26 protein-coding genes and 1 pseudogene are annotated in these 26238 nt (G+C 59.5%); 18 read left to right on the top strand and 9 right to left on the bottom strand.

The features are described from left to right. The first annotated feature begins 9 nt into the window (after window positions 1-9). From ASE80_RS14000 to ASE80_RS13965, 8 genes are all read left to right on the top strand, one after another. On the top strand, window positions 10-1020 hold the full coding sequence (locus tag ASE80_RS14000; RefSeq protein WP_056859439.1) for a Gfo/Idh/MocA family protein: 1011 nt from the start codon (window positions 10-12) through the stop codon (window positions 1018-1020). 155 nt (window positions 1021-1175) lie between these two features. Further along, complete coding sequence (locus ASE80_RS13995; protein WP_056859438.1) at window positions 1176-2204, top strand: Gfo/Idh/MocA family protein; 1029 nt, start codon at window positions 1176-1178, stop codon at window positions 2202-2204. Window positions 2205-2556: 352 nt separating this feature from the next. Beyond that, window positions 2557-3486, top strand: coding sequence for a sugar ABC transporter substrate-binding protein (locus tag ASE80_RS13990; RefSeq protein ID WP_056859437.1), 930 nt, complete (start codon window positions 2557-2559; stop codon window positions 3484-3486). 65 nt (window positions 3487-3551) lie between these two features. Further along, complete coding sequence (locus ASE80_RS13985) at window positions 3552-5105, top strand: sugar ABC transporter ATP-binding protein (RefSeq protein WP_056859436.1); 1554 nt, start codon at window positions 3552-3554, stop codon at window positions 5103-5105. A gap of 31 nt (window positions 5106-5136) precedes the next feature. Continuing rightward, entirely contained in the window at window positions 5137-6159 is a 1023-nt protein-coding gene (locus ASE80_RS13980) for an ABC transporter permease (protein ID WP_026013640.1), read from the top strand. A gap of 424 nt (window positions 6160-6583) precedes the next feature. After that, window positions 6584-6988, top strand: a complete 405-nt coding sequence (locus tag ASE80_RS13975; protein ID WP_003191666.1) for a TraR/DksA family transcriptional regulator — start codon at window positions 6584-6586, stop codon at window positions 6986-6988. A 28-nt stretch (window positions 6989-7016) separates the two neighbouring features. Next, on the top strand, window positions 7017-8765 hold the full coding sequence (locus ASE80_RS13970; protein WP_442962908.1) for a methyl-accepting chemotaxis protein: 1749 nt from the start codon (window positions 7017-7019) through the stop codon (window positions 8763-8765). A 114-nt stretch (window positions 8766-8879) separates the two neighbouring features. Next, entirely contained in the window at window positions 8880-9083 is a 204-nt protein-coding gene (locus ASE80_RS13965; protein WP_017136429.1) for a hypothetical protein, read from the top strand. A gap of 6 nt (window positions 9084-9089) precedes the next feature. Here ASE80_RS13965 and ASE80_RS13960 read toward each other — a convergent pair whose 3' ends face one another. From ASE80_RS13960 to ASE80_RS13950, 3 genes are all read right to left on the bottom strand, one after another. Next, window positions 9090-9326 carry a DUF2789 domain-containing protein gene (locus tag ASE80_RS13960; protein WP_056859434.1) on the bottom strand — a complete coding sequence of 79 codons (237 nt, stop codon included), beginning with the start codon at window positions 9324-9326 and terminating at the stop codon, window positions 9090-9092. A 77-nt stretch (window positions 9327-9403) separates the two neighbouring features. Next, window positions 9404-9634 carry a hypothetical protein gene (locus tag ASE80_RS13955; protein ID WP_056859433.1) on the bottom strand — a complete coding sequence of 77 codons (231 nt, stop codon included), beginning with the start codon at window positions 9632-9634 and terminating at the stop codon, window positions 9404-9406. A gap of 124 nt (window positions 9635-9758) precedes the next feature. Next, window positions 9759-10034 carry a hypothetical protein gene (locus tag ASE80_RS13950; RefSeq protein ID WP_056859432.1) on the bottom strand — a complete coding sequence of 92 codons (276 nt, stop codon included), beginning with the start codon at window positions 10032-10034 and terminating at the stop codon, window positions 9759-9761. A 407-nt stretch (window positions 10035-10441) separates the two neighbouring features. On the opposite strand from ASE80_RS13950, the gene ASE80_RS13945 reads away from it, so the two are divergent. Both ASE80_RS13945 and ASE80_RS13940 read left to right on the top strand, forming a co-directional pair. Beyond that, entirely contained in the window at window positions 10442-10891 is a 450-nt protein-coding gene (locus ASE80_RS13945; RefSeq protein ID WP_050547738.1) for a hypothetical protein, read from the top strand. 132 nt (window positions 10892-11023) lie between these two features. Continuing rightward, window positions 11024-12043 (top strand): ABC transporter substrate-binding protein, encoded by a 1020-nt coding sequence (locus ASE80_RS13940; protein WP_056859431.1) that lies wholly within the window; start codon window positions 11024-11026, stop codon window positions 12041-12043. A gap of 142 nt (window positions 12044-12185) precedes the next feature. Here ASE80_RS13940 and ASE80_RS13935 read toward each other — a convergent pair whose 3' ends face one another. Both ASE80_RS13935 and ASE80_RS13930 read right to left on the bottom strand, forming a co-directional pair. Further along, on the bottom strand, window positions 12186-14312 hold the full coding sequence (locus tag ASE80_RS13935) for a TonB-dependent receptor (RefSeq protein WP_056859430.1): 2127 nt from the start codon (window positions 14310-14312) through the stop codon (window positions 12186-12188). Window positions 14313-14407: 95 nt separating this feature from the next. Continuing rightward, window positions 14408-14797, bottom strand: a complete 390-nt coding sequence (locus ASE80_RS13930) for a DUF2946 domain-containing protein (protein WP_056859429.1) — start codon at window positions 14795-14797, stop codon at window positions 14408-14410. Between the two features lie 92 nt (window positions 14798-14889). Between ASE80_RS13930 and ASE80_RS13925 the strand changes: the two genes are divergently transcribed. The 8 genes from ASE80_RS13925 to ASE80_RS13890 all read left to right on the top strand — a co-directional run bounded on the left by ASE80_RS13925 (window position 14890) and on the right by ASE80_RS13890 (window position 22914). Next, window positions 14890-15327 (top strand): DUF3995 domain-containing protein, encoded by a 438-nt coding sequence (locus ASE80_RS13925; RefSeq protein WP_017134614.1) that lies wholly within the window; start codon window positions 14890-14892, stop codon window positions 15325-15327. A gap of 131 nt (window positions 15328-15458) precedes the next feature. Then, window positions 15459-16859, top strand: coding sequence for an amidase (locus tag ASE80_RS13920; RefSeq protein WP_111452818.1), 1401 nt, complete (start codon window positions 15459-15461; stop codon window positions 16857-16859). Window positions 16860-17083: 224 nt separating this feature from the next. Beyond that, a complete protein-coding gene (locus ASE80_RS13915) occupies window positions 17084-17842 on the top strand; it encodes a DeoR/GlpR family DNA-binding transcription regulator (RefSeq protein ID WP_017134612.1) in 759 nt (252 codons plus the stop codon). Then, a complete protein-coding gene (locus ASE80_RS13910; protein ID WP_056859427.1) occupies window positions 17820-19100 on the top strand; it encodes a Zn-dependent hydrolase in 1281 nt (426 codons plus the stop codon). The genes ASE80_RS13915 and ASE80_RS13910 overlap by 23 nt, the downstream gene beginning before the upstream one ends. Before the next feature lie 8 nt (window positions 19101-19108). After that, complete coding sequence (locus ASE80_RS13905; protein ID WP_056859426.1) at window positions 19109-20065, top strand: aminoglycoside phosphotransferase family protein; 957 nt, start codon at window positions 19109-19111, stop codon at window positions 20063-20065. Beyond that, window positions 20062-20997 carry a choline kinase family protein gene (locus ASE80_RS13900; protein ID WP_056859425.1) on the top strand — a complete coding sequence of 312 codons (936 nt, stop codon included), beginning with the start codon at window positions 20062-20064 and terminating at the stop codon, window positions 20995-20997. Before ASE80_RS13905 ends, ASE80_RS13900 begins: the two co-directional genes overlap by 4 nt. 133 nt (window positions 20998-21130) lie before the next feature. Then, window positions 21131-21382 (top strand): hypothetical protein, encoded by a 252-nt coding sequence (locus tag ASE80_RS13895; protein WP_056859424.1) that lies wholly within the window; start codon window positions 21131-21133, stop codon window positions 21380-21382. Then, window positions 21382-22914, top strand: coding sequence for a sodium:solute symporter family protein (locus ASE80_RS13890; protein WP_056859423.1), 1533 nt, complete (start codon window positions 21382-21384; stop codon window positions 22912-22914). The genes ASE80_RS13895 and ASE80_RS13890 overlap by 1 nt, the downstream gene beginning before the upstream one ends. 56 nt (window positions 22915-22970) lie before the next feature. On the opposite strand, the gene ASE80_RS13885 is transcribed toward ASE80_RS13890, so the two are convergent. The 4 genes and pseudogenes from ASE80_RS13885 to ASE80_RS31425 all read right to left on the bottom strand — a co-directional run. Continuing rightward, the gene (locus tag ASE80_RS13885) at window positions 22971-23435 is read right to left on the bottom strand and encodes a hypothetical protein (RefSeq protein ID WP_133257328.1); all 465 of its coding nucleotides are present in this window, start codon (window positions 23433-23435) and stop codon (window positions 22971-22973) included. A gap of 228 nt (window positions 23436-23663) precedes the next feature. Then, window positions 23664-24104, bottom strand: coding sequence for a hypothetical protein (locus tag ASE80_RS13880; RefSeq protein ID WP_056859421.1), 441 nt, complete (start codon window positions 24102-24104; stop codon window positions 23664-23666). After that, a pseudogene (locus tag ASE80_RS30140) lies at window positions 24101-25945 on the bottom strand (RHS repeat domain-containing protein); the annotation flags it as partial. The pseudogene ASE80_RS30140 and the gene ASE80_RS13880, both read right to left, overlap by 4 nt. A gap of 1 nt (window position 25946) precedes the next feature. Continuing rightward, window positions 25947-26238, bottom strand: a 292-nt coding sequence (locus ASE80_RS31425; protein ID WP_442962907.1) for an RHS repeat domain-containing protein, incomplete at both ends; no start/stop codon positions are given.

The raw sequence follows: 26238 nt of genomic DNA, 5'->3' as shown, positions 1-26238 counted from the left end.
GAGTTGTGTATGTCGTTAAAGCTTGGAGTGATTGGCACTGGCGCTATCGGCCGTGACCATATCCGTCGTTGCAGCCAGACCTTGCTCAATAGCCAGGTGGTGGCGGTGACCGACATCAACCTTGAGCAAGCCGCCAAGGTCGTCGCTGATTTGAAGCTTGCCGCCGAGGTTTACGCCGATGGCCATGCGCTGATCAACTCGCCACAGGTCGAAGCCATTCTCGTCACGTCCTGGGGGCCGAGCCACGAAGAGTTCGTACTGGCCGCCATCGCCGCCGGCAAGCCGGTGTTCTGCGAAAAACCGCTGGCGGTGACGGCGCAAGGTTGCCGCAAGATCGTCGACGCTGAACTGGCCTATGGCAAGCGCCTGGTGCAAGTGGGCTTTATGCGCCCGTACGACGAAGGTTATCGCGCCCTCAAGGCCGTGATCGACAGCGGCCAGATCGGCGAGCCGCTGATGCTGCATTGCGCGCACCGCAACCCGACGGTGGGCGAGAACTACAAGACCGATATGGCGATCACCGACACCTTGATCCACGAGCTGGATGTGTTGCGTTGGTTGCTCAACGATGACTATGTGTCGGTGCAGGTGGTGTTCCCGCGCAAATCGAGCAAAGCCCTGGCCCACCTGCGCGACCCGCAGATCGTGCTGCTGGAAACCGCCAAGGGCACGCGCATCGATGTGGAAGTGTTTGTGAACTGCCAGTACGGCTACGACATCCAGTGTGAAGTGGTGGGCGAGACTGGCATTGCCAAGCTGCCGGAGCCTTCGCAGGTGCAAATGCGCAGTGGTGCGAAGCTGTCGAATGCCATTTTGATGGACTGGAAGGACCGGTTTATCGGGGCTTACGACGTGGAATTGCAGGCGTTTATCGACAGCGTGCGTGCGGGCCAGGTCGGCGGGCCTTCGGCCTGGGACGGGTTTGCGGCGGCAGTGGCGGCGGATGCGTGCATCGAGGCGCAGAACAGTGAGCAGATCGTGAAGGTGAGCTTGCCGGAGCGTCCGCACTTTTACGGCTAATCACAATCTGCCAGGTGGAATGCAGTCAGTGTGGGAGCTGGCTTGCCTGCGATAGCGGTCTATCAGTGACAGCTTCATCGACTGACACGACGCTATCGCAGGCAAGCCAGCTCCCACACTTGATTGGGTTTGCACTTCATATTAAGGAGTGAACTATGCGAATCGGACTAGTCGGCTACGGCCACGGAGGGCGTTTCTTTCATGCACCGCTGATTGCAACCTTGCCCGGCGCGACCTTTGTTGGCGTGGTGACCCGTTCAGCGGAGCGCCGCCAGCAATTGAGTAGCGACCTTCCGGGTGTAAAGGCCTTTGACAGCATCGGCCAGATCGTCGAGGCCGGCGTGGATGCGCTGGTGATCTCCACAACCCTCAAAGGGCGCCCGGCGCTGGTGCTGGAAGCCATCGAGCACGGCGTGGCGGTGGTCAGCGACAAACCCTTCGCCAGCAACGCCGAACAGGCCCAGGCGCTGATCACCGCCGCCGAGCGCCAGGGCTCGCTGCTCAGCGTCTACCAGAACCGCCGCTGGGATTCGGATTACCTGACCCTGCGCAAGCTGATCGACGCCGGTGCCCTGGGTGAAATAACGCGCTTTGAATCCCGCGTCGAACGCTACAGCCCGCAAGCGGTGGGCAATGCCAGTGGCGGCGGCTGGCTGCGTGACCTGGGCAGCCACTTGGTAGACCAGGCGCTGCAATTGTTCGGCCCGGTGGATCGGGTATTCGCGCAATTGCAGTTCAGCCCCGAACACCCAACCCTCGACCACGGTTTTTTTGTCTCCCTGACCCACGCCAATGGGGTGGTTTCCCATTTGTGGGGCAGCGCCCTGCAAAACAGCCAGGCCCCGCGTTTTCGGGTCAGTGGTACGTTGGGTTGTTACACCGTTGACGGTCTGGACGGCCAGGAGGAGGCATTGATGGCCGGCAAGTCACCGAAAACCGAAGGCGAGCACTGGGGCGCCGAGGAACATCGACGCTGGGGCTGGTTTGAGCAAGGCGAAGAGCGTGAGCGCGTGCCGTCCGAGAAGGGCTGCTGGACGCAGTTCTATCGCCAGTTGCAACTGGCCGTGCAAGGGCAGGGGCCACTGCCGGTCAGCGCCTATGATGCGCTGGAAACCACCCGTATATTGGACGCCGCACGCCTCAGCGCCGAGCGCCAGCAGGTGGTTTCGACAAAAATAGAATAAAATTCTAAAACAAGTTGATATGGAAATTATTTTCTAATACAGTCTTTTCCAGGTTGCATAAAGTACGTTCGAACTCGATTCGCGCGACTCAACAAAAACAAGATCAAAAACAACCAGGTACCGTCAGATGAAAATCTTCAACGCTGTACTGCGAGTTTTACGCCCTGCCTCAGCGCCACGCGGTCTGCCCCGCGCCCGGCCGTTCTACTTCTCCTTCCTTAATGTGCTGTGTGTCGAAAACCACGGCGCGCTGGTTTGCTGCATCCCGGGGGCACCGGTGGTTCGATTGCCTGCCGAACGCTGATAAACGCAACGTCCAAAAAACCAACAAGAAAGTGGAGACAGACCGTTCATGAAGACCCCGATCCGTTTTACCGCGCTGGCCCTGTCCATGTTGCTGGCCAGTGGTGTTGCCTCGGCCGCCGACCTCAAGATTGGCGTGACCATGTCCGCCTTCGATGACACCTTCCTGACCTACCTGCGTGAAGACATGGACAAGCAAGCCAAGTCCTACCCCAAGGGCGATGGTGTGCAATTGCAGTTTGAAGACGCCCGCGCCGACGTGGTCAAGCAACTGAGCCAGGTCGAGAACTTCATCAGCCAGAAGGTCGACGCGATTATCGTCAACCCGGTGGACACCGCATCGACCGCCAACATCATCAAGGCCGCCACCGCGGCGAAAATCCCGCTGGTGTTCGTCAACCGCCGCCCGGATAGCCCGACCCTGGCCCCGGGCGTGGCAGCGGTGGTCTCCGATGACGTTGAGGCTGGCAAACTGCAGATGCAATACATCGCCGAAAAACTCGGCGGCAAGGGCAACATTGTGATTCTGCTGGGCGACCTGGCGAACAACTCCACCACCAACCGCACCAAGGGCGTGAAGGAAGTCCTGACCAAGTACCCGGGCATCAAGATCGAACAGGAACAGACCGGCATCTGGTTGCGTGACAAGGGCATGACCCTGGTCAACGACTGGCTGACCCAGGGCCGCGATTTTGACGCGGTACTGGCCAACAATGACGAGATGGCCATTGGTGCATCCATGGCGCTGAAGTCGGCGGGCAAAAAAGGCGTGTTGATCGCCGGCGTCGACGGCACGCCGGACGGCCTCAATGCGATCACCAAGGGTGACATGACCGTGTCGGCCTTCCAGGACGCCAAAGGCCAGGCCGACAAGTCGGTGGAGACCGCGCGCAAGATGGCTAAAAACGAGCCCATCGAGCAGAACGTGGTGATCCCGTTCCAGTTGATCACGCCGGACAACGTCAAAGACTTCAAGTAGCCCGCACACAACAACAATAAGCCGGCAGGGCGGCCACGGTCGCCCTGCAGTCGAGGTACTTTTCTATGCTCGCTCAAGCCACTGTCTCGCAGCCCCCCGGTCTCCAGCCCGCGCTGCTGGAAGAACCCTACCTGCTGGAAATCGTCAACATCAGCAAAGGCTTTCCCGGCGTCGTGGCCCTGGCCGATGTGCAACTGCGCGTGCGCCCAGGCTCTGTGCTGGCGCTGATGGGCGAGAACGGTGCGGGCAAGTCGACGTTGATGAAAATCATCGCCGGCATCTACCAGCCCGACGCCGGTGAAATCCGCCTGCGCGGCAAGCCAATCGTGTTTGAAACACCGCTGGCGGCGCAGAAGGCCGGGATCGCGATGATCCACCAGGAACTCAACCTGATGCCGCACATGAGCATCGCCGAGAACATCTGGATCGGCCGCGAGCAGCTCAACAGCCTGCACATGGTCAACCACCGCGAAATGCACCGCTGCACCGCCGAGTTACTGGCCCGTTTGCGCATCAACCTGGACCCGGAAGAACAGGTCGGCAACCTCAGCATCGCCGAGCGGCAGATGGTCGAGATTGCCAAGGCGGTGTCCTACGACTCCGACATCCTGATCATGGATGAACCGACTTCGGCCATTACCGAAAAGGAAGTGGCCCACCTGTTTTCGATCATTGCCGACCTCAAGTCGCAGGGCAAAGGCATCGTCTACATCACGCACAAAATGAACGAAGTGTTTGCCATCGCCGACGAAGTGGCGGTGTTCCGAGACGGCCAGTACATCGGCCTGCAGTGCGCCGACAGCATGAACAGCGACAGCCTGATCTCGATGATGGTCGGCCGCGAACTGAGCCAGTTGTTCCCGGTGCGCGAGACGCCCATCGGCGACTTGCTGCTGTCGGTGCGCGACTTGAGCCTGGATGGCGTGTTCAAGGACGTGTCGTTCGACCTGCATGCCGGTGAAATTCTCGGCATCGCCGGGTTGATGGGCTCGGGGCGAACCAACGTGGCAGAGACCATTTTTGGTATCACTCCTAGCTCCGGCGGCCAGATCACCCTTGACGGCAAAGCCGTGCGCATCACCGATCCGCACATGGCCATCGAGAAGGGCTTTGCGCTGTTGACCGAGGACCGCAAGCTCAGCGGCCTGTTCCCGTGCCTGTCGGTGCTGGAGAACATGGAGATGGCCGTGTTGCCGCATTATTCGGGTAACGGCTTTATCCAGCAGAAAGCCCTTCGCGCGCTGTGCGAAGACATGTGCAAGAAGCTGCGGGTGAAAACCCCGTCACTGGAGCAGTGCATCGACACCCTGTCCGGCGGCAACCAGCAAAAAGCCCTGTTGGCGCGCTGGCTGATGACCAACCCGCGCTTGCTGATCCTTGATGAGCCGACCCGTGGCATCGATGTGGGCGCCAAGGCCGAGATCTATCGCTTGATTTCCTTCCTCGCCAGCGAAGGCATGGCGGTGATCATGATTTCCTCGGAGCTGCCGGAAGTGCTGGGCATGAGCGACCGGGTGATGGTGATGCACGAAGGCGAACTGATGGGCACCCTGGACCGCGCCGATGCGACCCAGGAAAAAGTCATGCAGCTGGCTTCCGGTATGACCGTAGTCCACTGACGAACCGCACAGAATAAGAAGGTGATTGGCTATGAACGCAATAACAGACAACAAGCCTGCCACGGCACCGGTCAAGCACCGTCGGCGTTTACCCACCGAGCTGAGTATCTTCCTGGTGTTGATCGGCATCGGCCTGGTGTTTGAACTGTTCGGCTGGATCGTGCGCGACCAGAGCTTCCTGATGAACTCCCAGCGTCTGGTGCTGATGATCCTGCAAGTGTCGATCATCGGCCTGCTGGCGATTGGCGTGACCCAGGTGATCATCACCACCGGTATCGACTTGTCGTCCGGCTCGGTGTTGGCGTTATCGGCGATGATCGCCGCCAGCTTGGCGCAAACCTCGGACTTTTCCCGGGCGGTGTTTCCCAGCCTGACCGACTTGCCGGTGTGGATTCCGGTGGCCATGGGCCTGGGTGTCGGGCTGCTGGCGGGGGCAATCAACGGCAGTATCATCGCAGTGACCGGCATTCCGCCGTTTATTGCGACCCTGGGCATGATGGTCTCGGCCCGTGGCCTGGCGCGCTACTACACCGAAGGCCAGCCGGTGAGCATGCTCTCGGATTCGTACACGGCCATCGGCCATGGTGCGATGCCGGTGATTATCTTCCTGGTGGTGGCGGTGATCTTCCATATCGCCCTGCGCTATACCAAGTACGGTAAGTACACCTACGCCATCGGCGGCAATATGCAGGCGGCGCGCACCTCGGGCATCAACGTCAAGCGCCACCTGATCATCGTCTACAGCATCGCCGGTCTGCTGGCGGGCCTGGCCGGTGTGGTGGCTTCGGCACGGGCGGCCACCGGCCAGGCCGGCATGGGCATGTCCTATGAACTGGATGCGATTGCGGCGGCCGTGATCGGCGGCACCAGCCTGGCGGGCGGGGTAGGGCGCATCACCGGCACCGTGATCGGCGCGCTGATCCTCGGGGTGATGGCCAGCGGGTTTACCTTTGTGGGGGTGGATGCGTATATCCAGGACATCATCAAGGGCCTGATCATCGTGATTGCGGTGGTAATCGACCAGTACCGCAACAAGCGCAAGCTCAAGCGCTGATACCGATTAACGGGCAACACCCATCCAATGTGGGAGCTGGCTTGTTGTGGCGAGCAGGCTTGCCCTGCGTTGGGCTGCGCAGCAGCCCCACTGGATCTTCAGTGAACCTGATGGGTGTATTCCCACTTACCACCATCAGTTCTAACCGTTTGTCTTCTATATAGCTCCACAGTACTGAATTTCTTGCTATAAACGCACTCCGATGACCGTTCGCCAAGCCCGTCCTGGTGCCTTTGGGGGTTAATTGGGAAAAATTGCCTGTCTTTTCAGTTGCTGAGCCCTCAAGTCGGCCTTAGACTGCCGCCCCTCGTAAATTGAGTGCCGGGTGGCGCTTGAAATGGACGGCGCCTTTCCGAGGCCTGCGAAGGTCTGCCGGAACGCTCCCTTATTCGCCTTAATGCACGTATTTTTTATAGAGAAATCAATGACAAAGGAAAAGTTGCTGGCCATGCCGGCGGATGACTACATGAATGCCGAACAGCACGCTTTTTTCGAGAAGTTGCTGCAAGACATGAAAGTGGAACACCACGAGCGCATTGAGCAGAACCGCATCGCCATCGAAAGCCTGGACACCCCGGCGGATCCGGCTGACGCTGCCTCTGTGGAAGAAGAGCGCACCTGGCTGGTAAACGCCATCGACCGCGACCAGCGCATGCTGCCGCAGCTTGAGCGTGCCCTGGAACGCATCAAGGAAGATTCTTTTGGCTGGTGCGATGACAGCGGCGAGCCTATCGGCCTCAAGCGCCTGCTGATCAGCCCGACCACCAAATACTGCATCGAAGCGCAAGAGCGCCACGAGCAGATCGACAAGCACCAGCGCCAGGCCTGATCCGCTGAAGTCGGGCATCGCAGCTGTGATGCCCGAAGAAACACCGGTTACGCCCCCGTCTATTGATCTGCTGCAAGCCCCCCACGAAAGGCCCATGGATAATGGCTCTATAGTGGCGTTTAATGCAGCAACAATAACGACAAACAGTGGGGTGACGACGATGGCTGGAGACGGATCTCTGATGGGCGCAGCAGCGCCACCACAAACGGCGGTGCGTGTGCTGCCCGGCTGGCTGACGCCGCTTATGCAGAGCACCGCGCTGGTGCTGGTTTTGCTGGGCCTCTCGTTTGCCGGTTTGCCGCTGTACCTGTGCCTGCCACTGGCTTTGCTGGTGATCTGGCTGCCTGCGCTCAAAGCCCGAGTGCCGCGTGTAGCGCCTGCCCAGGCGATTGATACGCTGGGTGAACTGACTCGCGATCTTTCCTACACCACCAGTCATAACGCGCTTTCTGCTGCCGGCGTGGCCTATTCGGTCAAGCAACTGGCCGCGCGCGTGCAATCGCAATTAGGCGCCGCCAAGCAAATTGTCAGCAGTGCCGAAGTGATGATCGGCACCGAGCAAGTCACCTCTCAACTCAGCCGGCAGGCCTTGGGCGCGGCCAGCCAGGCGCACCAGCGCAGCACTGAAGGGCGCGAAGTGTTGGCCCAATCGATCACCCGCATGCACCAATTGCGTCTGCGCGCCAATAACAGCCGAGAGTTGATCGAAGCGCTGAGCCAGCGCAGTGAAGAGATCCAGCGCGTGACCCTGGTGATCCAGTCCATTGCCAGCCAGACCAACTTGCTCGCGCTGAACGCCGCTATTGAGGCGGCGCGCGCCGGTGAGCACGGGCGCGGCTTTGCCGTAGTGGCCGATGAAGTGCGTGGCCTGGCCGGGCGTACGGCCACGGCGACGGATGAGGTCGGTGTGATGGTCGCCGATATTCAACAACGCACCGCCCAGGTGGTGGAGCAGATTCGTCAACTGTCCGCCGACTTGCACATCGGCGTTGAGCAGGTAGAGCAGGCGGGTGAGCAACTGGAAAATATCGCCAGCCTGGCCGCCGACGTAGAAGGGCAGGTCAACGAGATCGCCCAAGGCACCGACACCAACCGCGTGCAACTCGACAGCCTGTTTCATGCGGTAGAGCAGATGCGCAGCGATCTATCGGTGAGCGACCAGCAGACGCGGCAACTGGCCGAGGTCGCGGTGCAGATGGAAGGGCAGGCAGAAACCATCAGTGAACGCCTGGCTGAAGTCGGGCTGGATGACTATCACCAGCGCATCTACGACCTGGCCCGTGAAGGGGCGAGCCGTATTGGTGCGCAGTTCGAGGCTGACATCCTGCAAAACCGCATCAGCATGGAAGACCTTTTCGACCGCAGCTACACCCCCATCCCTAACACCCGACCGAGCAAATACCACACGCGCTTTGATGGCTACACCGACCAAGTGCTGCCGGCGATCCAGGAAGCATTGCTGCCGCGTCATGAGGGGCTGGTGTTCGCGATTGCCTGCACACCGCAGGGTTATGTGCCCACGCATAACAAGGCGTTCTCCCACGCCCTGACCGGCGATGCACAGGTTGACGCCGTGCAGAACCGTACCAAACGCAAGTTCGACGACCGTACCGGCATTCGTTGTGGCAGCCATCAACAAGCAGTGCTGTTGCAGACCTATACCCGCGACACGGGCGAGCTGGTGCACGATTTGTCGGTGCCGGTCATGGTCAAGGGGCGGCACTGGGGTGGCTTGCGCCTGGGCTATAAACCGGAAGGGGCCAAGGCTGGGCAGTAGGATTGTTACTGTTTATGCAATGGAGCTATTCCGGGGATAGCTTTTTCCAACTGGAATAAAACCGTAGCATGGCCAACATTGTTAGGTAGCTAACTAATGTGGCGGAGAAGCTCCATGCAAAACAAGGTCGATGTCGCCGTAATGATCGGCAGCGGTGTTCCCGAAACCCTGCGTGCGCTGGGCCAGAAAGCCTGCTGGGTGGTGTTGCTCAATGGCGAGCAACGCGGCACGGCATTCGCCAGCCGCAGTGAAGCCGAGGAGTGCAGGGCTGCCTGGCAGGCACTGATGCACCTGGAACAGTCAGACAGCCTGCATTGAGGCGTGTTATTGGGGCTGGTGCAGGCGCTGGTTCAGCTCATCCACCGGTATTGCCCATTCGGCGTCGTCGCGCAGTTCTTCCTTGAGAAATGCCGCTTGTTGTGGCGACCAGAAGGGTGCGTCGATCAGTTTCACGTCTTCGGACAGCGGATGCGCGACGATAAACGCGTCGATGGCTTCGGGTGTCGAGTCCAGGCCGAGTTGTTCAAACAGGGTTTCAAGCGTTGGGATTGGCGCGTCCATGGTGGGTTCTCCATGCAAGGTGAGGGATGTTGTGCATGTGAGGCCGGGGACGCGACAGAGTTCAGGATTTACACAGGTCAGGAATTGAGTGCACCTGAATCCACGGCGGACTTCAGCGCCTTGGCGGCATCTTTGCCGGCAATGGCCGCAGCGTCGACGGTTTTGAACCAACGATCTTTTTCGACCTGATGCGTGGTAACCGTGGTCAGCGGTGGTTTGGCCCGCATAATGATCACCGCTTGAAACTCACCGTCTACTTCCCGCGCATCGCCATGGATGAAAAATTCGCCAATATCAAATTCCGTCACGTATCGCCTTCCCTTCAAGTTAACTGCATCAAGGTCACTGCACTGATGAATTCTGACCCGCAAGGGACACATTTCAATGGGCGGCTCAGTATGGCAGTAGTTGAAGGGCGGCGGCGCAGTAAAGTCACCCGGGGGACGAAACCATCGCGCCGTGAATTGCATTCAGGCTGGCTTCGAGCTGTTTGGCCAATTCACAGGCCTTCGAGTGCGTGCTGCGAAAGCCTTTGATCCTGCCGCTGGTCACTTCCAGGATATGAAAGAAATTACGCCCGGCCGGTACTACTTGGTAAAGAACGCAATTGGAGTACCCGTTGGGGTTATGTAAGCAGTAGTATTGGCGCTCGTCGGGACATGATGAACGAGTGCGGGACGACATAACGGCGTGTTGACGTGGTTGCATGCTCAGCTCCTGTCGATCGATCTTGTGGACTTACCAGCAGCGTTTCGAGTGGTTTTGAACCGGGTTGCTGTTTTAGTATTGTCGTTGGCAGCCGATGCCTGGTTCCATTCCGGGTGTTATGTAATGTGTAGGCTGTCGGAAATCGCGTTTTTAACCGGGTTATTCTCTGAAGTGGGTCGGTCCGAGTTCTCGGGCGGCTGAACCTGTGATTTGCTGTGTCGCCTGATGACCTTGCATAAGGTCCATCGTGCATCTCTGTACTAGTCTTATGGCGTGGCAGCAGGTTTCTTCAGTTTTTTACGAATGTGTGATCGAGCCGTAACGGCACGTTTTTTTGTGCTGCCCGCTCCGGCGGTCAGTGCCTTTTTTGATGTGGGGGCGTTTCCTTGGCAGTCAGTAATCTGGATATGCACGCGTTATTCGTGCTGGGTGATTTGCGCGCAAAGTTGGTCAAGCAGTTTCAATCCCGTTTCGTTTACATCACTGAACAGACGCCGGAAGGCATTTACATCGCCGAGATCGATACCGAATCGGCGCTGGTCGTGGATGACAAGCCGCGCCTGGAACTCAAGGTCGGTGACCATTTTCGTGCCGCGGTATTGCCGAGCCGCGAAGGTGGCAAGTTCGAATTGAAGTTTCGCGACATCAAGTTGACCGTGTATGGCTTGGGCGATTACGCCTTTGTTTCGTCGACCGAAGGCCAGGGCATCGTGTTCAAGGAAGGCCACAGCGTGATGCTGGTGTTCGCCGCCAATGAACAGTTGCAGGAAGGCTTGACCAAAACCCTCAAGGCCGTGACCGGCAAGGCCGCCAAATGGCGCAAGGGTGAACTGGTGACGTTCAAGGCCAGTGAATAACTGCTAAACGCCACGTGTATTCTTGCTCCTCCGGAACCTCTACTACAGTTGAGTTGACTTAACTATTCAGAGGCTTCGCGCATCCGCAGCAAAGCCGCCCGCTATGGCTGTGAAAATGCGAGGTGCAAAGGCATGAAAGGATTGAGAACCCGGGTGATTGCGGCCGCGGCTGCGGTGCTGACGAGCGTGAGTCTGTCGTTGCCGGTATCGGCTGCGCAAACGCCGGTGCACTTTGCCGACCTGAACTGGGAAAGCGGCAGCCTGATCACCGAAGTGCTGCGCTTTATCGTCGAAAAGGGTTATGACCTGCCCACCGATACGTTACCCGGTACCACCATCACCCTGGAAACCGCGCTGGCGAAAAATGACATCCAGGTGATCGGCGAAGAATGGGCCGGCCGCAGCCCGGTGTGGATCAAGGCCGAAGCCGAAGGCAAAGTCATCGGCCTGGGCGATACGGTCAAAGGTGCCACCGAGGGTTGGTGGGTGCCGGAATACGTGGTCAAGGGCGACCCGGCCAAAGGCCTCAAGCCGCTGGCGCCGGACCTCAAGACCGTGCAGGACCTGGCGCGTTACAAGGACGTGTTCAAAGACCCGGAGTCGCCCGGCAAAGGGCGCTTTCTCAACAGCCCGATCGGCTGGACCTCGGAAGTGGTCAATGCGCAGAAGCTCAAGGCTTATGGCCTGAACGACAGCTATGTGAATTTCCGCAGCGGCTCGGGTGCGGCGCTGGATGCGGAGATTGCGTCGTCGATTCGCCGGGGCAAGCCGGTGCTGTTCTACTACTGGTCGCCGACGCCCTTGATGGGCCGCTACAAGTTGATCCAGTTGGAAGAACCGCCATTTGACGCCGATGCCTGGAAGACCCTGACCGATGCAGACAACCCCAACCCACGGCCGACACGCTCGTTGGCGTCCAAGCTGAGCATCGGCGTGTCGACACCGTTCCAGCAGGCGCAGCCGCAGATTGCCGAGTTCTTTACCAAGGTGCAGTTTCCGATCGAGCCGTTGAATAAAGCCTTGGCGGCGATGAGTGAAAATCACACGGCGCCGCGTGAAGTGGCGCAGGTGTTCCTCAAGGAACACCCTGAAGTGTGGAAGGCGTGGTTGACGCCGGATGTGGCGCAGAAGGTTGAGGCGAGCCTGAAGTAACCGCAGCTCTTTCTATCGTATAAAGATCCAAATGTGGGAGCGGGCTTGCTCGCGAATGCGGTGGTTCAGTCAATCTATCCAGTGACTGACACACCGCATTCGCGAGCAAGCCCGCTCCCACATTTTTTATTGCATTGCAGGTTTAGAACCTGGTTTGTACCGCCAACTCAAACGTCCTCGGCGAGCCCAAATAGTAAGCCGGCGACACATGCGCAAACTCGGCATACACCTCATTGGTCAGGTTGCGCACCCGCCCGGTCACCGAGGTATGGGAATCGACTTTGTAACGCAGAAACGTGCCGAACAGCGTATAGGCCGGCACCGTTTGGGTGTTGGCATTGTCGGCATACACCTGGGCCACATACCGCGCGTCCACACCGCCTTGCCAGTCCTCGGCAAAGTCATACGTCAGCCACAGGTTGCCCACACGCTTGGGCACGTTGGTGGGCGTATTGCCTTTGCGCGAGACCACCGCGCCGCTGGCGATTTTCTCGTTGAAGTCATCGTACTCGGCGTTCACCCAGGCAACGTTGCCTTCGGCCAGCAGCCGTGGCGTGATGCGTAACGAGCTGGCCAGCTCGATGCCCTTGGAGGTCTGCGCGCCCACCGGGATGCTGTTGTTCGGGTCGAGCGGGTCGGTGACGGCAAAGTCCTTGCGCTCGATCCTGTAGGCGGCGACGGTGGCCGAACCGCGCCCGTCGAGGTAGTCGAACTTGCTGCCGACTTCCCACTGTTTGCCGGTCGACACGTCAAACACTTGAGTGGTGGTGGAAGGCTGCTCGGCCGCGGTGCTGTATTGCACGTACACATTGGCCGACGGAATGAACTGATACGTCAGGCCCACACGGCCGGTGACCGGTTCCCAGCTGCGCTTGAAGTGCCGTGGGTTGGTGGCGGTGATCACGCGATGGTTCGTCACGTCCAGGTCGATGGCGTCGTAACGCAGTCCCGTGAGCAGCGAGAGCTTATCGGTGAGGCCCAGGCGGTTTTCCACAAACAGGGCTTTGGTGGTGACCTCGTTGGTCTTGTCTTTGATAAAACCTGGCTTGGTGCCCGGAATGTCGTAGAAGTGCCCGGGGTTGTAAGCGTTCGGGTCCACCGTGCTGTTGCCTGGCACATTCAACGGGTTATTGGTGGTGCTGTTGACCTTGTATTCGAAACCACCGGACCAGGTGGTCGACAGGCCGAACACGCTGTCGTCATGGCGCAGCTCGAACTGGTTGCCGTGCTGCTCGCCCTGATGGCGCACCTGGTAGGCGGTCGAGCGTTTCACCGCGCTGTTGTCGGCGTTGTACTGGTAGGTTTCCAGGTTGCGATAGTCGCGCTGGCTGTCGAGGTGATACAGGGTGTTTTTCAGTGTGGTGCTGTCGTTGATCCGGTAGTCGATGATCGAGCGCATCCAGATCGTGCGTTGCTCGTAACGACCGTCGGCGACGTTGTAGTTGTTGAAGCGGTTGTGCTTGTCGATTTTCAACTCACCCGCCTTGGGATTGAGCACCGGCGTGCCCCAATACGGGCTGTCTTCATGCTCATCCTGGTATTCCAGGGCCAGGGTGTGGGACAGGTTGGGGGTGAAGTCGCTGAGCAAGGATAACGCCAGGCTCCAGGCATCGCGCTGGTCGCGGTCGATGTAACTGTGGTTGGTGTTGCGGCTCACATCCAGGCGGGCGTAGTGCTGCACCTCGGCGCCGGGTTCGGTCAGAGCATGGTTGAGGCCAAAGGCCATGCCGGCAGTGTCGTAGCTGCCATAGCTGAGCTGGCCTTCGGCGGCTTGTTCCTCACGGGTGGCCAGCTTGGTCCCGTAGTTGAGCGAGCCGCCTACGGAGCCGGCGCCGTTGATCAGGGAGGAGGGGCCGCCGACCAGCTCCACTCGGTCATAGATCCACGCATCCACCGGCCGCGCCAGGCCGGTGGCGACGTTGATGCCGTTGAACATCTGGGTGATCTGGCTGCTGGTAAAGCCACGATAGGACACAAACCCGCCAAACCCCGGCGGCGCACTGGCGTTGACGCCGGGCAAGGTGTTGGCCGCATCGCGGAAGGTCTTGGCGCCATGGCGCTCGATGTCGTTGCGGTTGGCAATGGCCACCGACGCCGGGGTTTCGCGCACGCTTAAACCCAGGCGTGATGCCGTGCCGCTGGATTGGTCCAGGGCCAGGCCCGGTTCGCTGGTTTGTTCGCCATCAATGGTGGTGGGGGCCAGCTCGAGCGCCCAGGCACAGACAGGCAGGCAGCCGAACAGGCCCGCCAACAAGGGTAAATGTTTCATGGTTGAATCCTGAAAATCTTGGCTTGAAAACAACGCACAGCCGTACGTATTCCCGGTTGGGAACGTTGGCCGATGCAGATCAGAAAGCGCAGGGATCAGGCGAAAGCGGGAGGCGCGCGCGGGTTGGCTGTGGGCCAGGTGAAGCGGGCAGGAATATCAGCAGCGTGCACCACTGCCGGCGGTGGCGCGTGGGGTTGCGGCAACACCGCCACATTGAGGCTGGAACTGAGTGCCGGGCCCATGCCGCCGGTCGAACACAACGGGCAGCCAAACGCTTTGGACAGCGTCGGCAGGTTCTCGTCGGTGGAGTTGTTCTGCGCAGGCGCCTGGGTGCGCGGGTCGACCGTACAAAACTGGCCGCCGATGCCGTTGAGCTGCATGCCCAGCATCTGCCCATGACCAATGCTGCACGCGAACACATTGAACAGGACGCAGCAATACAGCATCCAGGCAATGAGTGAGCGGTCGGCACGGGCGATTTTCATGGGGCGGCACTTTACCATCAGCCGCCGACGAAATGCCTACAAAAAATCTCAGGACGACTATCCTCATTCGCACCTTTGAGGGAGCGCCTGCCATGAGCTTTTTCGTCGCACGCTGGATCGTCGCGATTTTTACCTGCATCAGCATGGTGCATCTGTACTGGGCCGCCGGCGGCAAGCTGGGCAGCCTGGCCGCCATCCCCGAATTGCCCGGCGAGTTTGCCCAGGGGCCGCGGCCGGCGTTCAAACCGTCGGCATTGGGCACCTTTCTGGTGGCGATGGGATTGGTGGCGATTGCGTTGCTGGTGTGCCTGCGGGCCGGGTTGTATTTTTCGCCGGTGTCCCACGGTGCTCTGCAATGGGGCATCAGTGCGATCGCCTTGGTGATGTTCGCGAGGGCAATTGGCGATTCGGAACTGGTGGGCTTTTTCAAGAAGGTGAGCGGGTCCAGATTTGCCCGTTTGGATACCTACTTCTACTCACCCCTGTGCCTGGTATTGGGGGCGGGCTTGTTGATCGTGGCGTGGAATTGATAACAAATCACACAAAAACCACATACTCAACAAAACCCACTTGACACGCCCCCAGGCGCGAGCGTTTATTGACGTACCCACCGGACTCATGTGCAGACGGACCAGGATACTCAATGAACACAGACCTCTTGATGCCCACTGTGATCGACGCTGCCGAGGCCATTCGGGCGGGCACGCTGTCTGCTGTACACCTGGTCGAGCAAAGCCTGCACGCAATCGAAACCCACAATCCCACACTCAATGCGTTTGGCGACGTATACGCCAACTCGGCATTGGCGCAAGCGCAAGTGCTGACCGAAGAGGCCAGGGCAGGGCAGTTGCGTGGCCCGCTGCATGGCGTGCCCTTTGGGATCAAAGACCTGTTTTCCACCGCCGGCCTGCGCACCACCCGAGGCTCGTTGACCGGCCTTGAGCATGTGCCCAGCCAGGATGCGCCGATCATTCGCCGCCTCAAGGACGCCGGTGCAATCATCCTCGGCAAAACCGCCACCACTGAATTCGGCTGGACCGGCGCCAGTACCTCGCGTGTGTTCGGCAACGGGCGCAATCCCTGGAACCCACAGCTCACCAGTGGCGGTTCCAGCTCCGGCTCGGCGATTGCCGTGGCGGCACGCATGGTGCCGGGCACGCTGGGCTCCGATGGCGGTGGGTCGGTGCGCATTCCGGCCGCGTTCTGCGGAGCGTTCGCGATGAAGGGCTCCCTGGGCCGCATTCCGACCTGGCCATGGTCGGCCACCGAAATGCTCAGCCATGCCGGGCCGATCACGCGCACGGTGCGCGACAGCGCCTTATTATTCGACATTCTTTCCGGGCCTGACCCGCTGGATCACCAGGCCTTGCCGGCCCTGACCGAATCCTGCCTGGCACGCTGCGACCAGCCACTTGGGCCGCTGCGGGTGGCGTATTGCCCGACATTGTTCAACACCCCGGTCGACCCGGTCATTGCCGCTGGCGTCGAGGCCGCCGTGTACAACCTGGCGGAACGTTTGCCGGTCACCGTGACCACCCTGGAAGTGGACTGGCAGGACCCGCTCGCCACGTTCGAAACCTTGTGGGTCGGCGGGCGCGGCATTGCCTACGGCAAAGCCCTGGCCGATCGCCTCGACCAACTGGACCCAGGCTTTGCTGCGCTGATCCAGCGCGCGGGCGACTACGACCTTAGTGACTACCTCAAGGCCGTGCAACAGCGGGCGCAGTTCGCCAACCAGGTGCACGCGCTGTTTAACGATTACGACGTGTTGCTACTGCCGACGCTGCCAACCCTGCCGTTCGCCGCCGACCAGGTGGCGCCCGACGGCTGGCCAGGCGCAGACGGCGCGGTGCCCTGGGCACGTTGGACACCCTTTACCTACCCGTTCAATATCACCGGCAACCCCGCCGCCAGCCTGCCTTGCGGCTTCAGCCCGAGCGGCTTGCCGATTGGGTTGCAAGTGGTCGGCCCGCGCTTTGCCGACGCCCAGGTGTTGCAGTTCTGCGCCGCCTTAGAAGCCCTTGCGCCTTGGGACCAGTACCTGCCTGCGCTGTTGTTGTAGTGACTGATTGCCCCGTGGAGCCGGCTCGTTAGAGGCCTGCCCTGGACAGATCCTTTTGTAGTGTTTCTGCCCTTTCACACCTTGATGAGTGAGAGGTACCCGTGACCCGATCAACCGCCGTCAATCGTCCTTTGCCCCCCGCCGGACCGGTGCATGCCGCGTACCGTGGTGGGCGCAAAGCGCGCAATACTGGCGGCTCGAATTTGCCTTGGAATGCACCCTTTATGCTCAATCAGCCACGTCTCGACGAAATCATGCTCATGCTCACCCAACATCAGCGCGTCAAGGCGTCGGACCTGGCGCAAGCGCTGTTTGTCAGCGAAGAAACCATTCGCCGCGACTTCAAATACCTGGAGGAGGCCGGCAAGTTGCGCCGCATCCATGGCGGCGCGATCTTGCCCAGGCTGAACGAAGAACAACCGCTGCAAGTGCGCACCCGCATCAAGGCCCAGGCCAAGACGCGCATGGCAGTCTGTGCTGCCAAACTGGTCAGCGAGGGCATGGTGTTGTTTCTCGATACCGGCACTTCGACCTTGGCCCTGGCCCAGCAATTGATTGGTTTCAGCCAGTTGCGGATCATCACCAACTCGCTGGACATCGCGCAGTTGATCACCCAGCAAAGCAGCAACCAGGTGCTGGTGGTGCCCGGTGATGTGCGCCGTAATGACAATGCGCTGATCGGCGCCCACACCCTGGAATTTGTCCGGCAGTTTCACTACGACATCGCCTTCATGGGCATCGGCGCGGTGGACTTGCAGCTGGGCTTCATGGACTACCAGGAGCCCGAGGCGCTGCTGCGCCGCACCCTGACCCAACACTGCCTGCGCAGCGTCATCCTCGCGGACGACGCCAAGTTCGGCCATCGCACGTTCATCAACACTCTGCCGTTCAGCGCCATCACCACTTTGGTCACCAATCGCCCTCCGTCTGCGGAGTTTGCGACCTGCCTGGAGCACGCCCATGTCGACATCCTTTACCCCTGAGTGGCTGTCTCCCAGCGAGGCGGACATCGAGGCGTTCGAGACGCTGTTTCGCGACAGCTCGGCCATCGGCGCGACACCGGCAGGTGGCTTGCACCGCCTGGCCGCGTCGGCCGAAGACGGCGCGGTGCGTGACCTGTTCAGTGCGTGGCTGCGCGAACGCGGCTTCGAAGTGCGGGTAGACGCCATCGGCAATCTGTTCGGGCTGATCACCTTCAACCCGGACGCTCCCTATGTGCTGTGCGGGTCACACTTGGACAGCCAGCCCAGTGCAGGGCGTTTCGACGGTATCTATGGGGTCTTGGCCGGCGCAGTTGCCGTCGCCAGCCTGGCGCGCCAACTGCACGCGCGCGGCGAAACCCCGGCGTGCAACCTGGCGGTGGTCAACTGGACCAACGAAGAAGGCGCGCGCTTTCAACCCAGCCTGATCGGCAGCAGTGTGTTTACCGGCGACCTGGCGCTGCACGACGCCTGGGAATGCCGCGACGGCGACGGCATTCGCCTCAAGGATGCGCTGCAAGCAATCGGCTATCTGGGCGACGGCCTGGTTGAATTGAAGGTGGCCGGTTACGTGGAAATCCACGTTGAACAAAGTGATGGGCTCGAAAGCCAGGGCCTGGACATTGGTGTAGTGCGGGAAACCTGGGCAGCGCTCAAGCAGCGTATCCGTTTCGACGGCGAACAGAACCACACCGGCCCAACCCCCATGGCCGCCCGCAAGGATGCCTTGCTCGCGGCGGCGCATGCGATAACCACCGTGCGCGCCGAAGCGGACGTGCACGGGTTGCAGTTTCACAGCTCGGTAGGGCGCCTGGAAATTTACCCCAACTCGCCGAACGTGGTGCCGTCGCGCGTCACCTTGCATGTGGAATACCGCTCGCCGGACACGGCATTGCTGGCGGTGGCCGGTTATCGGCTGGATGCCAGCCTCAAGGCCGTCGCCGCCTCGACCGCCACCACTTACGAAGTCGAAAGCCGCGCCCTGCGTGCGCCGATCGCGTTGCACCCTGGTTTTGCCGATTTGGCCTACAGCGTTGGTCGGCAGATGGGGCTGGCAGTCGGCAACAGCGTCACGGTCTCCGGCCACGACGCCATCAGCCTCGGCCGGCATTACCCGGCGTGCCTGTTGTTCATTCCGAGCAGCAACGGCGTGTCCCATAACGAGGCGGAGTTCACCCATGACCGCGACATGCGCACCGGCCTGCAGATGCTGACGGCGCTGCTGCATTGCGCCTGTACTTCCCCCAACGCTTACCGGTGAGGGACGCCATGTCCAACCGTACTGATGCACTGTCGCGCCTGATGGGCGCCCTTGAATCCGCCGGCCTGTCCGCCCATGTCGAGGTCACGGACGGCACTGCCGGTATCGCCTCGCCGATACGCCTGGCCACCGAGTGGACCGGCTTTCACCTCACGGCGCCCTGGGGCCGGTGCTACGCCAAAGTGCTGCACGACGACATGCGCGCGCTGATCGACATCGAGCGCACCGGCCGCGCCACCCAACTGGCGGCTGACTGTGACGTAACCCCCGGCGTGCGCCTGGTGGATGCGGCCGCCGGTGTGCTGCTGCTGGATGCGTTGCCGGCCCACGAGTGGCGTTGGGCACGGCTCGATGAGTTGCTGCAACCCCAGCGCCTGCAAGCGTTGTGGACCTTGAAACGGCAGTTGCACGTCGGCACCTCACCGGGCTTCAACCGCTCGCCGCTGCAGGATATCCAGCACCTGCGTGAGCTGTGCAGCCGTGATGGCGTGGGCTTGCCCGGTGATCATGGGTGGATTGAAACCTGCATCGATCTGGCCTGGACCGCGCTGCAATTGAGCCCTGGCACCTGCGTGCCCTTGCACGGCGATGGGCTGGCGAGCAATGTGATGATCGGCCCCGGCGGCGCGCTGCAATTGATCGACTTCGATTACGCGGGCTGCTTTGACCCGTGGTACGACGTGGCCGTGAGCCTCAACGAGTTGTATGCCTTCGAAAGCCAGTGGCGTGACGGCATCAAGGCGTGGGCCGGTAAGTGTCGCGAGTGCGACTACGCCCGCTGCCGCCTCTATGCGCTGATCAATGATTGGTACTGGACGTTGTGGGGCTTGTGGGTCGGCGCGACTTCGACGCGGCCTTTGGAGTTTTCCAAGGTGGGGCAGTGGACCTTGCTGCGTTGCCGGCAAAGCCTGCAAGACCCGCGATTTGAAAGTTGGTTACGGCAGGTACAGGAGGGGCAGGCATGAAAGCAATGGGTGAGGCCTGTACGCCTCAGGAATGCCAATTGGAGGCCGCCGTGCGCGGCGTGCGCGATTGGGGCGGTTCGGGCATTCGTTACGAGCCGGTCAGCGGCGGGATCTCCAACAGCAACTGGCGGGTCGAGGTCAGCGGGCTCGACACCGCCTACTTCTTCAAAGTACCCGGTGCCGGCACCGAGATGTTTATCGACCGGCGCACCGCCCATGACGCCAGCGTCAAGGCCGCGCAAACCGGCTATGGCGCGCCGGTGTTCGCCTTCCTCGAAGAGTTCGGCGTTGAGGTCTTCGAGTTTATGGAAGGCTGGCGAGCCTCTTCGAATCAGGACTTTCTCGACCGCGATGTGCGCCATAACGCCTTGCATGCGCTGAAGGCGTTCAACGACCAGGCGCCGCTGTGCCAGACCAAAACCGTGTTCGACATGATTGCCGAGCATCAGCGCCAGGTCGAAGAACTGCACGGCTGCACGCCCAGTGATGACGCCTGGCTGCGCCGCCAGTGCGACCGCGCGCGTGGCGCGTTGCAAGCATCGGGCATCGACCTGGCGCCGTGCATGAACGACACGCTGGCGGGCAATTTCATGCTCAATGACCGCCGCCAGATTCGCCTGGTGGACTTTGAGTACGCTTCCAACAACGACCGCCATTACGAACTGGCGCTGTGGTTTGGCGAGATGTTCTTCACCGACGAGATGGAACTGGCGCTGATTGAAGACTATTTCGGCCAGGTCACCCCGCAACGGCTGGCGCGGATCAAATTGCACAAGGCCCTGGCCGACATCAAATGGTCGACCTGGGCGATGGTCCAGCACGCGGTGTCGCAGCTGGATTTCGACTTCTACAAATACGGTGCCTGGAAGCACATGCGCGCCCGTAGCGTGATCAATGATTCGCAATGGGAAACCTGGCTAAGACAGGCCTGAGCCTGCGCCAGCACATTAACGACGATTCACCCTGTAGCTCTTTTGGCGCTGGTTTGCGCTGACGTTTCACTGCTTGATTTTTTGATTGATCACACAACAAACCGATCCAGAAATTCAAGGAGCACCCTCCATCATGAAACCTGCAAGCGCGTCACCCGCACGCCTGAGAAACCAGATCTTTGGCGCCTACTTTTTCCTGTTGTTGATGCTGGCGTTATTCCCGCCGTTTTACTTGAGCGTGAGTGGCAGCCGCGCCTTGGTGGTGGGCATCCCGTTGCCGATCTTCTATTGGATCGCCATTGCCGTACTCGCCGCCCTTGGGGTGTGGGCGTTGTATCTGGCCGAACTCAAGGCCGGTGACATTCCTGACGAGGAGGGCGTGTGATGATCAGCACCAGCAGCGATGCCCACTTGTTGATTACCTTCGGTGTGATCGGCCTGTTCCTGGCCGGGATGATCGCCGTGCTCTACGCCACCAACCGCGAAAGCACCAGTTTTTCCGATTACGCCGTTGGCGGGCGCTCTTATGGGCCGTGGTATATCGCCATGTGCTACACCAACTCCTGGTGGCCGGGCTCGACCTTCACCGCGTTTTTTGCCCTGAGCGTCGGCGGCGCCCTGGGTTTCTACGGCATGGTCTATGCGACCCTGGGCGTGACCGCGATGTACCTGATGGCCAGTCGCGCCTGGACCTGGGGCAAACGCTTCAACCTGCGCACCCAGCCGGACCTGCTGGGCATGCGCTTCGACAGCCCGGCGGTCAAACGGGTCGCCTCGATTATCGGCATCATCTCGGTGTTTCCATGGGTGGTGATGGGCATCCAGGCCCTGGCGATGCTGTTCCAGTTCGCCAGCTTTGGCCGTTGGGGCGTCACCACCTGCCTGTTCGCGGGCGTGGCGGTGGTACTGATCCGCCAATACTGGACCGTGAGCATGGGCATGCGCGGGTTGATCATGACCGACATGTTCCAGGGCCTTATCGCGTACGTGGTGTGCGCCGGCGTCTGCGTGTTCCTGCTGTTCGGCGATCAGGCAGCGTTTTCCAACCTCGCGCAATTACCGGAAAAAATGCTGCAAATCCCCGGCGCCACCGGCAGCGGTTATGGCCCGATGTACATGTTCAGCCTGATCTTCACCGGCGTGATCGGCTCGATGTGCTGGCCCATGAGCTTCCAGCGCATCTACACCGCCAGCGGCGTGCGCGCGGTGAAAAAGGGCACGCTGTACACCATGCTGCTGGTGGGCGGGTTCTACGGCATCCTTATGCTGTTCGCCGCCGCCATCAGCCAGGACCCCAACGTGCTGGCCCACCCGCAACAAGGCTGGTTCCTCTCGCTGTTCGACATTGGCGGGCCCTGGCTGCTGGCGCTCGCCATTGTCATCGTACTGGCCGCCAGCATCGGCCACGTCGACGGCTGCGTACAGGTCTGCGGCACCCAGTTCGCCAACGACCTGGCTACCTGGAACACCCCGCGCACCGACCGTCAACTCACCGTACTGGCCAAGGCCGGCATGGTGGTGTTTATCGTCGCCGCCTCGGTGCTTGCCTACCTGACCTTCGATTATTCCCGCCTGCAATTACTCGCGCAGATCTCCTACCAGGGCATCATTCAACTGGCCGTGCCACTGTTCTTCGGCATCTTCAGCCGCCGGGGCAACAAACAGGGCGCGATTGCCGGCATGTTGGCGGGGATCGTAGTGGCGATTGTGCTGACCACACTGTACCCGGATGACATTCCCGCGCTGGGGTCGTTGACCAGCGGGATTGTGGGGCTGGTGGTGAATGCTGCGATTTTTGTGGTGTGTGCGCTGGTGATCAAGCCGAGCGCGGTGGACCAAGCGCGGGTGGAGGGGTTGTTTGAGATGGCGGCTGGTGGGCGTGGGGTGCAGGTGGAGGGTGCGCCGGTTATGAGTTGAGAATGGATCGGGGCTGCGGGTTGTGGCCCCGGTTTGAGCGCTTGACTTAGGTGGACTCAAATATGTGTTGGGTAAAGTTGAATTGCGGTAGCGCTGAGCTCAACAATTCCTGATTTCTGAGGTATGGGACCATCCAACTCAATTAGGATTATTGAATCGCCGAGTTTTAATGCTGCACATCCGTCTTCGTCAGCTTGGACCAACTCGGCGGTTATTTGGATGAGGCTATCTTTCATTTTGATTTTTGAAGATTTTTCAGAGGTTGGCTTCATGTTTATATTCCATGAGAAAATCTCCTCAAAATCAAACTCAGCGTCGATAATTTCACCGATTTTTGGCGCAGTATCGCTCCATAGTGCAGTGCCATCTCCGAAGGGTGAATGGAATTTTACGTGCAATACGTTCAGATAGGAAAATGTATCGATCACTACAATTTTCATATTTTTTCCGAGTGGGAGATTGCCGGTTTTCGTGTGAGTGTTTGGTAATGAGTCGATTTTCTTGCATTCGGCATCAACCATGTCTGTTTAGCGCTGTAGTCGTTTGCAGTTAAGATAAAAATGGGTTCGTCATAAAAATAAAGCTGTTACTAGCGCTGTTTGCAGTTTGGTTGTGCTACTACCTGTGCCAATACATTTGATGGTTTAAAAAAAGAAATACAGTCCGGTGTTGTTGTCAATTGCCAGTTTCGTTTGGTCGACAGGGGCAACGCTCCTGATGCAACTAATTGTTTTTATAATTTGAATTTACTAGGGTTGGTTTAGAATTGACCCTGAGAAAAATTTGCAAAAATCCAAGTGCCCCTCAAATGAAATGCAGGCAATCCAGTTGAAATCCTCCGATACAATATAGGTGTGTTGTGGGAACTCGGAGAGAACTTTGAGTGTTCGGTTTAAGTGCTCTGGGCTTATTGAGTAAGCGTGGTCACAGGCGGAATCACTGATGATAATCAAGTCGTTGTCAGAAACTTTGCAGATTTCCGCCGCAATGAGCGAAATCGCCAAGGTTGAAGATGCAGAGCCGAAGTTAATGCTGCTCCCCAAACGACTCCAATCGATTTGATTTCCGCTAAAAGGAATGCGCTCATTAATTCTACTGACCATCGAGTCTTGTTCTGTCTGAGAAATGACATTGAAGTTGATGTCGAGTTTTTTCAGATCCGTGATTAGTTCTTCGTCAAAATAACTCATTTTTTTACAAACCTTTTAGTCAGTTGAAGCACCATTTTTTCATTGCCATCAAAAAGATAATGTGGTCCTTTTTTCTTACCTGACCATACATTTATATGGGCGCCACTCCTTTGGTCATGTTCAACCCTATAGCCTGTTTTGCCGTCATATGTTTGCATTCCGACCGGCTCTCCTTTGCGCGGGCCAAATCTTCCCGGTGTTGGTTTTTCTGCGCGAAAGTCATTTTCAAGTAACCATTTTAACGCTTTATTTGAAGCTTGCTCGTAAGTAGAAGACCGTATGGAATGGCTTGTCTCAGGAGGCTTTTCTTCATGGCCTTGCGCTGATGCCTTGTCTTTTTGTCCCGGACAGGTCCCTGGCTTGCAACTCAGTCCTAACGGATCCACCCATCCCGTAGGGTTGGGAGCGTACTGGTACACGTTAATCCCACCCGCCAGCTTCACCGGATCCGGCGTCAGGTAGCGACCAATATCCGGATTGTAGTAGCGATGGCGGTTGTAGTGCAGCCCGCTTTCCGCATCAAAATATTGGCCCTGAAAACGCAGCGGATTGTCGATTTTTCTGACGTCGAGGCGGGCGATTTCCCCGTAGGCGCGGTAGTGCGCGGACCAGACGATTTCGCCTTCGGGGTTTGTCAGTTCCTGCGGCGTGCCGAGGTGGTCGAGTTGGTAGTGAAAGGGCTTTGTTTCTTGTGGGCCAAAGCCTTCCAGCAGTGCCAACGGGCGAAAACTGTCTGGTTCGTAGAGGTAGCTGCGTTGCCGATCCGCGTGGTGTTCAGCTACCAGCTTGTCGCCTTGCCAGAAAAACTCCGTGGTTTTACCGTCCACCGTTTTGCTGATCCGCCGCCCAAACGGGTCATAGCGATAGCTGGCGGTTTGCCCGTTAGGCTGAGTAATACCAATCAACCGATGCTGGCAGTCGTAACGGTACTCGGTGACGAGCTGACGGCCCTTGCCACGTCGCTGGCGGATCAAATTGCCGAAGGCGTCGTAGTCGTAATGATGATCGCCTTGGATCATCAACCTGTTCCCCGCCACGATGTCCGGGCCGGGGCGGTCTTGCATGAGCAGGTTGCCGGCCGGGTCGTGGCCGAAGCGTTCCTGTAGGTCTTGCGAGTGGTCGGCGCGGGTCAGGCGGGCGAGGGGGTCGTAGTGGTAGTGGTGTTCGCCTTTGCGGGTGTCGAGCAGGCGGGTGAGGTTGCCGGTGGTGTCGTAGTCGTATTGGCGTTGATAGAGCGTGTGTTGCTGTTGGCTGACGGCGTGGGCGTGCAGGCGGTTTTGGTCGTCGTAGTGGTAGTGGCTGAGGAGTTGGCCTTGTTGGCGTTGGTGTTCGCGGCCGGTTTTGAACAGGTGGGAGGTGAGGGTTTCGCCGTTCAGTTCCTTTGTCGTGGTTAAAGGTGAGGCGGTTGTTGTCCGGCAGGCGCAGGTTTTTAAGTTGGCCGCAGGCATCGTAGCCATAGCGCAAAGTGCCCCAGCCCTGGTGTTCGGCGGTGAGGCGGTTTTGTGGGTCGTATTCGTAGGCCAGCGCCCAGTGGCCGTCGTCGACGCTGAGGAGATTGCCCTGGCGGTCGTAGGCATACTCGACAACATTGCCGTCTGGCAGGGTTTTTCTTACGAGGCGGCCGGCGTGGTCTCGCTTGTAGCGGGTAACGAGCTGACTGCCGTCGTCGCCGTGTTCGGTTTTCTCCGCCAGGTTGCCGTTGAGGTCATACACGTAAGCCGTGCGCTGGCCGTCAAAACCGATTTCCTGCTGGATCAGGCCGTTGGGGTGGTAATCGAGCCGGTAGGTTTCGCCTGCCTCGTTTTCGATCGAGGTCAGCAGCAGGCGCGGATTGTCGTAGCNCCTGCTGGATCAGGCCGTTGGGGTGGTAATCGAGCCGGTAGGTTTCGCCTGCCTCGTTTTCGATCGAGGTCAGCAGCAGGCGCGGATTGTCGTAGCGGTACTTAACGTGGCTGCCGTCGGCGTTGATACGACGGCTGATCAGGTGCAGGCCGTCGGCGTATTCGTAGCGTGTGACGTGGCCGAGTTCGTCGTGTTCGGCGGTGATTTTTCCGTAAGCGTTGTAGCTGTATTCGCGCGTCGCGCCGCCTGGAAGTACGACACGAATCAACCGACCCACGCTGTCCCACTGATA

Source organism: Pseudomonas sp. Leaf15, assembly GCF_001421425.1.
Classification (GTDB): Bacteria; Pseudomonadota; Gammaproteobacteria; order Pseudomonadales; family Pseudomonadaceae; genus Aquipseudomonas; species Aquipseudomonas salomonii.
Note: the sequence above shows the minus strand (reverse complement) of the source record. Positions and strands in the feature narration are given on the sequence as shown.

Bases quoted from the DNA above. Each gene is read 5' to 3' on its own strand.
- ASE80_RS14000 (WP_056859439.1), top strand. From the start codon at position 10: ATGTCGTTAAAGCTTGGAGTGATTGGCACTGGCGCTATCGGCCGTGAC.
- ASE80_RS13995 (WP_056859438.1), top strand. From the start codon at position 1,176: ATGCGAATCGGACTAGTCGGCTACGGCCACGGAGGGCGTTTCTTTCAT.
- ASE80_RS13990 (WP_056859437.1), top strand. From the start codon at position 2,557: ATGAAGACCCCGATCCGTTTTACCGCGCTGGCCCTGTCCATGTTGCTG.
- ASE80_RS13985 (WP_056859436.1), top strand. From the start codon at position 3,552: ATGCTCGCTCAAGCCACTGTCTCGCAGCCCCCCGGTCTCCAGCCCGCG.
- ASE80_RS13980 (WP_026013640.1), top strand. From the start codon at position 5,137: ATGAACGCAATAACAGACAACAAGCCTGCCACGGCACCGGTCAAGCAC.
- ASE80_RS13975 (WP_003191666.1), top strand. From the start codon at position 6,584: ATGACAAAGGAAAAGTTGCTGGCCATGCCGGCGGATGACTACATGAAT.
- ASE80_RS13970 (WP_442962908.1), top strand. From the start codon at position 7,017: ATGCCCGAAGAAACACCGGTTACGCCCCCGTCTATTGATCTGCTGCAA.
- ASE80_RS13965 (WP_017136429.1), top strand. From the start codon at position 8,880: ATGCAAAACAAGGTCGATGTCGCCGTAATGATCGGCAGCGGTGTTCCC.
- ASE80_RS13960 (WP_056859434.1), bottom strand. From the start codon at position 9,326: ATGGACGCGCCAATCCCAACGCTTGAAACCCTGTTTGAACAACTCGGC.
- ASE80_RS13950 (WP_056859432.1), bottom strand. From the start codon at position 10,034: ATGCAACCACGTCAACACGCCGTTATGTCGTCCCGCACTCGTTCATCA.
- ASE80_RS13945 (WP_050547738.1), top strand. From the start codon at position 10,442: ATGCACGCGTTATTCGTGCTGGGTGATTTGCGCGCAAAGTTGGTCAAG.
- ASE80_RS13940 (WP_056859431.1), top strand. From the start codon at position 11,024: ATGAAAGGATTGAGAACCCGGGTGATTGCGGCCGCGGCTGCGGTGCTG.
- ASE80_RS13935 (WP_056859430.1), bottom strand. From the start codon at position 14,312: ATGAAACATTTACCCTTGTTGGCGGGCCTGTTCGGCTGCCTGCCTGTC.
- ASE80_RS13930 (WP_056859429.1), bottom strand. From the start codon at position 14,797: ATGAAAATCGCCCGTGCCGACCGCTCACTCATTGCCTGGATGCTGTAT.
- ASE80_RS13925 (WP_017134614.1), top strand. From the start codon at position 14,890: ATGAGCTTTTTCGTCGCACGCTGGATCGTCGCGATTTTTACCTGCATC.
- ASE80_RS13920 (WP_111452818.1), top strand. From the start codon at position 15,459: ATGCCCACTGTGATCGACGCTGCCGAGGCCATTCGGGCGGGCACGCTG.
- ASE80_RS13915 (WP_017134612.1), top strand. From the start codon at position 17,084: ATGCTCAATCAGCCACGTCTCGACGAAATCATGCTCATGCTCACCCAA.
- ASE80_RS13910 (WP_056859427.1), top strand. From the start codon at position 17,820: ATGTCGACATCCTTTACCCCTGAGTGGCTGTCTCCCAGCGAGGCGGAC.
- ASE80_RS13905 (WP_056859426.1), top strand. From the start codon at position 19,109: ATGTCCAACCGTACTGATGCACTGTCGCGCCTGATGGGCGCCCTTGAA.
- ASE80_RS13900 (WP_056859425.1), top strand. From the start codon at position 20,062: ATGAAAGCAATGGGTGAGGCCTGTACGCCTCAGGAATGCCAATTGGAG.
- ASE80_RS13895 (WP_056859424.1), top strand. From the start codon at position 21,131: ATGAAACCTGCAAGCGCGTCACCCGCACGCCTGAGAAACCAGATCTTT.
- ASE80_RS13890 (WP_056859423.1), top strand. From the start codon at position 21,382: ATGATCAGCACCAGCAGCGATGCCCACTTGTTGATTACCTTCGGTGTG.
- ASE80_RS13885 (WP_133257328.1), bottom strand. From the start codon at position 23,435: ATGGTTGATGCCGAATGCAAGAAAATCGACTCATTACCAAACACTCAC.
- ASE80_RS13880 (WP_056859421.1), bottom strand. From the start codon at position 24,104: ATGAGTTATTTTGACGAAGAACTAATCACGGATCTGAAAAAACTCGAC.